The following is a 6,375-nucleotide window of genomic DNA, read 5'->3' on the forward strand; positions in this document are numbered from 1 at the left end:
TATCTGGTGGTTAGGCATCTATGGTAACACCCGTTCCCATTCCGAACACGAAGGTTAAGCATAGGTGCGCCGATGATACTGAGCTGGAGACGGCTTGGAAAAGTAGGTGGCTGCCAGTTTTTATAATACATGGCCCCTTGGTCAAGTGGTTAAGACATCGCCCTTTCACGGCGGTAACATGGGTTCGAATCCCGTAGGGGTCACCAATATTAAGGAGTATAATATATCTTTTTAGATATGTTATACTCCTTAAATTTTATTTTGAAAAATTATTTAAAACATTAATTGCATGTTGGAAATATAATAAATGTATAAGTTAAATTGTTTGTATTACCATAATTAATTATAAGATATAATATGATTAAATTAGTGATATAAAAGATAAGATATTTAAAACATGGTTATAAAATATTAAAATTATTATTACTTATATAGAAATATGAAAAATTTTAATATAGAATGGTATTATAATGAAAGGAGGGGTTTTATGCCTTATGCTCATGAAGTAGATTATAAGATTTACGGAGATGATATGCAGTTTGTTGAGGTAGAGCTTGATGAAGGAGAGAGCGTAGTTGCTGAAGCTGGAGCTTTTATGATGATGACAGATGGTATAAGAATGGAGACAATCTTCGGGGACGGTTCTTCAAAGGATAGTAATGATAGTGGATTTATGGGAAAACTATTTAATGCAGGCAAAAGAATTCTAACAGGAGAGAGCCTTTTTATGACTCTGTTTACTAACGCAGGTTATGGAAAGCAGAAAGTATCCTTTGCTGCACCTTACCCAGGAAAGATAATACCCTTAGATCTTAGAGAATATAATGGTAAAATAATATGTCAAAAGGATGCTTTTTTATGTGCTGCAAAGGGAGTGTCAATATCAATTGAATTTGTTAAAAAGCTTGGGGCTGGCTTCTTTGGAGGAGAAGGTTTTATAATGCAAAGGCTCGAAGGAGATGGCAAGGCATTTCTACATGCAGGAGGTACTATAATAAAAAAGGAATTGTCTGTTGGAGAAAGGTTAAGAGTTGATACTGGATGTCTTGTTGCTATGACAGGAAATGTTGACTATGATATAGAGTACGTTGGAAATATCAAAACGGCATTCTTTGGAGGAGAAGGACTATTTTATGCCACTTTAAGAGGGCCAGGGACAGTATGGGTACAATCCCTTCCTTTTAGCAGGCTCGCTGATAGAATATATCATGCAGCACCACATGTAGGGGGAAACCGTAAGGATGAGGGAAATGTTTTTAATATGCTTGGAGGAATAGGAAATCTATTTGACGGAGATTAATTTAAAAGGCTGTTTAACCAATATTGGTTAAACAGCCTTTTTCAAAACAGAGGGACAGTTCTTTTATTTTTAAAGTACAAATTATTAACCTTATAAATTAATTTTTCTAACGATACAATATGACTAAAAATTTTTATGCATTTAAAAAAATAATCATGAATGTTTGTTGTATGAAAATTATATTGATAATTTGAGATTTGCTACTTGTAAATTTAATGTAGCTGGATTAAAATATATTTAGATATTTAGACAAACATCTAAATATATTACAGAGAGGTGTTTATATGATAAGAATACAAAATTTATCAAAAAGTTATGGAAAAAATAAAATAAAAGCTCTTGATGGGATTAATCTTGAGGTTAAAAAAGGAGAGATATTTGGATTTTTAGGTCCTAATGGTGCAGGAAAAACAACAACTATAAAACTTATTACTGGTATATTAAAGATGGATGAAGGAAATATTTTTGTAAATGGAATGAGTATAAAGGATAATCCAATTGAAGTTAAAAAGCAAATAGGCTTTGTTCCAGACAACCCTGAGATTTTTAACAGGCTAACAGGAATTGAATATTTGAATTTTATTGCTGATGTTTATGAAATGGGCAAAGAGGAAAGAAAAACAAATATTTTAAAGCTTTCAAAGGAATTTGAAATTGAGGATGTTTTAGGTGAAAGCATAGGCAGCTACTCCCATGGTATGAAACAAAAGCTTGTTTTAATCGGAGCATTGATGCATAAGCCTCCCCTTTGGATTCTTGATGAACCAATGGTAGGCCTTGATCCTAAAGCAGCTTTTACACTAAAAAATATGATGAGAGAGCATGCGGATAAAGGTAATACTGTTTTCTTTTCAACCCATGTCCTTGAGGTTGCAGAAAAAATATGTGATAGAATTGCTATTATAAAAGGAGGAAAGATAATTACTGTTGGTACAGTGGAGGAACTTAAAAATAAAAAGCATGAAGAATCTCTTGAAAAATTGTTTTTGGAGTTGATAGAAAATGAGTAAAGCTTTAAGCCTTGCTAAAATATATATAAGTTCAACCTATGGAATAAAAAGATTTTTTAGAAACTTAAAATATAATAAGAAGGATGCAATAAAATCTGCAGGGTTATTTTTTCTTATATTGCTTTCACTATCAAGCTTTTTTGGAATGATGTTATACTCTTATATAAGAATGTATGATTTCTTAGGAAAAATAGACCAACAGGGATTAATAGTAACTATATCAATAATTTTTGCAAGTTTTTTCACTTTTATATTAGGCATGATAACAGTTATAACAGGATACTTTATGAATCAGGAAGGAGATATTATTCTTTCTCTGCCTTTAAGAAAAAGGGATATACTGCTTGCAAAATATATAAACTCATATGTAACTGAGCTTATTGCATCTGCTGTTGTTATGGGAATAGGGCTTGGAGTCTATGGTGTAAAATCTAATGAAGGAATTTTATTTTATTTGATATTAGTTATAGCATCTCTTTTAGTTCCAATAATTCCTTTAGTCTTATGCTATTTAATAGTTATTCCTTTAATGAAGATAGGCAATCTAACTAAAAAGAAGGATTTGCTTATGATATTGAGTGGATTGTTGGTTCTACCTTTTGCTATAGGATACCAATATTTGATTAATAAGGTTCTTGTTAATAATAATCCACAGTATTTAATAGAATTTCTTACAAAACAAAATGGCCTAATTGATGTTTTCGGAAGAGTTTATTATCTTTCAATATTATTAAGTAAAGGTATTTTAGGATATAATACCTTTCAAGGGATATTATACATTATTGCTTTCTTGATTTTATCGGTATCTTTTGTGTACCTGCTTTTGATTTTAATGTCTAAAATATATTACAGCAGTATAATAGGAGGCAATGAAATAAATAAAAAATATTACAAACTAAATAAAAGCGAAAATAACAAAATATTTAAAAGCAGAGGTATTATAAGTACTCTTCTTTTAAGAGAAATAAAGCTGATGAACAGGGAACCAATATACTTATTAAACGGGCCTCTGGTTATATTTTTACTTCCTGTAATGATGTATTTTGTGCTACTTTTTAATAAAGAGAGTATGAAAGAAATAACGGTAATGCTTTCTAATAAAGATATAATAAAACATATTGGGATATATGGCGGGATAATAATTTTGTTTTTAGGAATTTCAACCTCAATAACATCAACGTGCATATCGAGGGAGGGAAAAGGTTTTTACTTTTTAAAGTCCCTGCCTATAAAAGCAGAACAACTTATTTTAGCTAAATTTTTACACGGAGCTATATTTGGAGCAATAGGTGGTATTATGGTATGCTGTTTAATGGCGTATTTTAAAATACCAATTATAAGCATAATTATTGCCTTTCTAATTGGTAATATTCTTCTTTTTGATTTTTATATTATTGGCATAATCATAGATTTTAAATGGCCTAAACTTAATTGGGATAATCCTCAAAAAGCCATGAAACAGAATATAAATCCAGTTATACTTATATTGCTTTCAATGGGGGTTATGGGTGTATCTTTTGCAGTAATAAGTAAAATAAAAGTTCCATCAAGTGTCTTAGAAATGGTTTATATAGGGATTTCAGGTATAATATTAATAGTTCTATATATTTATATAAAAAGGAATATTAATCAAATGATTGATAATTTAGTATAATAATGTATTTTATGGTATTATCTTAATATGAAAATATAAATATAAATATAAATATAAATATAAATATAAATATAAATATAAATATAAGGGGCATGATTTATGAATAATTTAATTTGATACCTTCAAAACATAAATTTTTTTAAAGACCTTGAATAAAGGTCTATTTGTTATGGATTTGGAGGTGTCAAATTTGAATAAGAGAAACGTATACCTGATGTATTTAATTATATTTTTACAGGGTTTTGTATTTTATGGCCCCGTTGCAGTTATTTACAGACAAAGCAGAGGGCTTGCAGTATCAAGTATTTTTATAATAGAATCTATATCTTGGATACTTATGATTATACTTGAGATTCCATGGGGATATTTTGCCGATAGATTTGGCTATAAAAAGACACTTGTTGTTTCAAACATATTATTTTTTATTTCAAAGGTTGTATTCTACAAAGCACATTCATTTAATATGTTCCTTTTGGAGAGGATTTTAATGGCTTTTTCACTTTCAGGAATATCAGGTTGTGATATAGCTCTTTTGTATTCCTCAATAGATGAAAAGGAAAGTGAAAAGGTATTTGGAAGATATAGCGCTCTATCTAATGCGGGGCTGTTTTCAGCTTCAATCATATCATCATTCTTAGTTAAGTATTCATTAGATAGTACAGCACTTTTAACAACTGTTTTTTATGGAATTGCATCAATTTTTACTTTCTTTTTAACTGAAGTTGAGGTTAAGAATAAGAACAGGATAAATATAAAATTATGTATTGAATTTATTAAAGCAAGTAAAAATATAATATTATTAATGTTTGCAGTAAGCCTTATAAATGAGGTTGTTCAGGCTGTTGCAGTTTTTTTGTATCAGATTAAGCTTATAAACTGTGGGTTTAATATAGTTTATTTTGGATTGCTTACAGCCTTTTTACAGCTTGTTAGGATAAGTTCTGCGAAAACTCATGTTGTAAGTTCAAAACTTGGACAAAATAAAAGTTTGATGATATTTTTTATTGCAATAACATTATCATGTTTGGCTTTTTTAATATTTAGAAACATTCCTATAATTATAATTGCTCTTGCATTAATGTGTAGTAGCAGTGCAATGATATCACCAATTATTCTTGACATTGAAAACAAAAGCATATCAATACAGGATAGAGCAACTGCACTTTCAATTTATGCGATGTGTGGTGATATTTTAAGTTCAGCTGTAAATGTTGCAATTGGTAAAGTTTCGGATATATCAATAGAAGCATCTTTTATTTTTTGCATCATAATCTGCTTTTTTGCGTTAATTTTGCTATGTTTAAACTTTAAGGGACAGTTCTTTTATAATGATATTTTTATAAAGGAATAATTTTTAAAAACTGTTGTAAAATTTATGTTGGGGCTTAGCCCCAGCATAAATTCAAAGGGACGGTTCTTTTATATTTATTCAGCACAAGTGCCGATGCCACAAGTACTACCATTAGGGATGAAAATAAGATATAGTTTTTGCGTTAGTATCTCAAATATTAAATTATGCAAAAAATTGAATAAGTCCTTTAAGAGTAGTAGTAATATTTTTTTATTTAATTACTATTGTGTAAAAATAAAATGATTTAATCTTTACGGCTTGTCCAAATAATTATGATATATATGAAATGATTATTGTAGAGAAACTAATAGTATAATGGATGCTTTTAATTTAAAAGTAGTTTTATAATAAAATTTAAATTTTAATAATCTTATGTATAAAGCTTAACCGTTTGCTGCCTTTATAAAATCTTCTATTATATTTTGATATTTTTTATTGTTTTTAATGACGTTAAATCCAAAGCTACAAAGATTGCTTGCCTGGGATATGGTGATGTTCCCTGCGAGGGCACAGATTTCTTTGTAGTTTATGTTACACAATGATCGCATAAGAAGTATAGCAACTCCTCGAAACTCCTTTGCCTCTTTTTTCCCTTTTATATGAAATATATCAGGGTTTACACTTTCACAATAATTTGCTACAAATTGAAGCACTGCTTTCGGCGAAAGGTTTCTTACAAGAATTCTTCTCTCACTTCTATACTGTGAGCCATCATTCTCAAATTCTGTGTTTTGCAATAATTAAATACAAACTTTTGAAAAAAATCTTTGCAACATCCGCATTACCATAATTGTAAATTAATTGTATTTCATTAATGAATTTTGGAGCCTCCAGCTGGGGCCGTCAAATATTAGTAAATGACTGTGATGGACCATCCTATCAAGTATAGCGTTTGTTAGCTTTTCATCGAAAAAAATACTGTTCCATTTACTGAATTCAAGGTTTGTAGTTAATATTATGCTTTTTTTCTCATAGCATCCTGCTATAACCTGGTATAATAGTTTAGCCCCTTCAATGTCAATTGGAATGTATCCCCATTCATCGCATATCAATAGGTCTA

General features: G+C 29.7%; 6 protein-coding genes, 1 tRNA gene and 1 rRNA gene. 6 read left to right on the forward strand and 2 right to left on the reverse strand.

The annotated features are described in order from the left end of the window. Positions 1-2 precede the first annotated feature (2 nt). The 6 genes from rrf to B5D15_RS14885 all read left to right on the forward strand — a co-directional run bounded on the left by rrf (position 3) and on the right by B5D15_RS14885 (position 5,315). A 5S ribosomal RNA gene (gene rrf, locus B5D15_RS14860) occupies positions 3-119 on the forward strand. Between the two features lie 12 nt (positions 120-131). After that, positions 132-206 (forward strand) — tRNA-Glu (locus B5D15_RS14865). 281 nt (positions 207-487) lie between these two features. Next, complete coding sequence (locus tag B5D15_RS14870) at positions 488-1,300, forward strand: TIGR00266 family protein (protein WP_078697881.1); 813 nt, start codon at positions 488-490, stop codon at positions 1,298-1,300. A 284-nt stretch (positions 1,301-1,584) separates the two neighbouring features. Beyond that, on the forward strand, positions 1,585-2,310 hold the full coding sequence (locus B5D15_RS14875; protein ID WP_078697882.1) for an ABC transporter ATP-binding protein: 726 nt from the start codon (positions 1,585-1,587) through the stop codon (positions 2,308-2,310). Continuing rightward, positions 2,303-3,964, forward strand: a complete 1,662-nt coding sequence (locus B5D15_RS14880) for a putative ABC transporter permease subunit (RefSeq protein WP_078697883.1) — start codon at positions 2,303-2,305, stop codon at positions 3,962-3,964. The genes B5D15_RS14875 and B5D15_RS14880 overlap by 8 nt, the downstream gene beginning before the upstream one ends. Before the next feature lie 190 nt (positions 3,965-4,154). Beyond that, the gene (locus tag B5D15_RS14885) at positions 4,155-5,315 is read left to right on the forward strand and encodes an MFS transporter (protein ID WP_179122337.1); all 1,161 of its coding nucleotides are present in this window, start codon (positions 4,155-4,157) and stop codon (positions 5,313-5,315) included. A 383-nt stretch (positions 5,316-5,698) separates the two neighbouring features. On the opposite strand, the gene B5D15_RS14890 is transcribed toward B5D15_RS14885, so the two are convergent. Both B5D15_RS14890 and B5D15_RS14895 read right to left on the reverse strand, forming a co-directional pair. Then, positions 5,699-6,052 carry a hypothetical protein gene (locus tag B5D15_RS14890; RefSeq protein WP_078697885.1) on the reverse strand — a complete coding sequence of 118 codons (354 nt, stop codon included), beginning with the start codon at positions 6,050-6,052 and terminating at the stop codon, positions 5,699-5,701. A gap of 60 nt (positions 6,053-6,112) precedes the next feature. Continuing rightward, on the reverse strand, positions 6,113-6,375 hold a 263-nt coding region (locus tag B5D15_RS14895), incomplete at its 5' end, for an ATP-binding protein (protein ID WP_179122338.1).

This window comes from Caloramator quimbayensis (assembly GCF_900167605.1).
Taxonomy (GTDB): domain Bacteria; phylum Bacillota; class Clostridia; order Clostridiales; family Caloramatoraceae; genus Caloramator_B; species Caloramator_B quimbayensis.

Coding starts and splice junctions, on each gene's coding strand:
- B5D15_RS14870 (WP_078697881.1), top strand. CDS start 488: ATGCCTTATGCTCATGAAGTAGATTATAAGATTTACGGAGATGATATG.
- B5D15_RS14875 (WP_078697882.1), top strand. CDS start 1,585: ATGATAAGAATACAAAATTTATCAAAAAGTTATGGAAAAAATAAAATA.
- B5D15_RS14880 (WP_078697883.1), top strand. CDS start 2,303: ATGAGTAAAGCTTTAAGCCTTGCTAAAATATATATAAGTTCAACCTAT.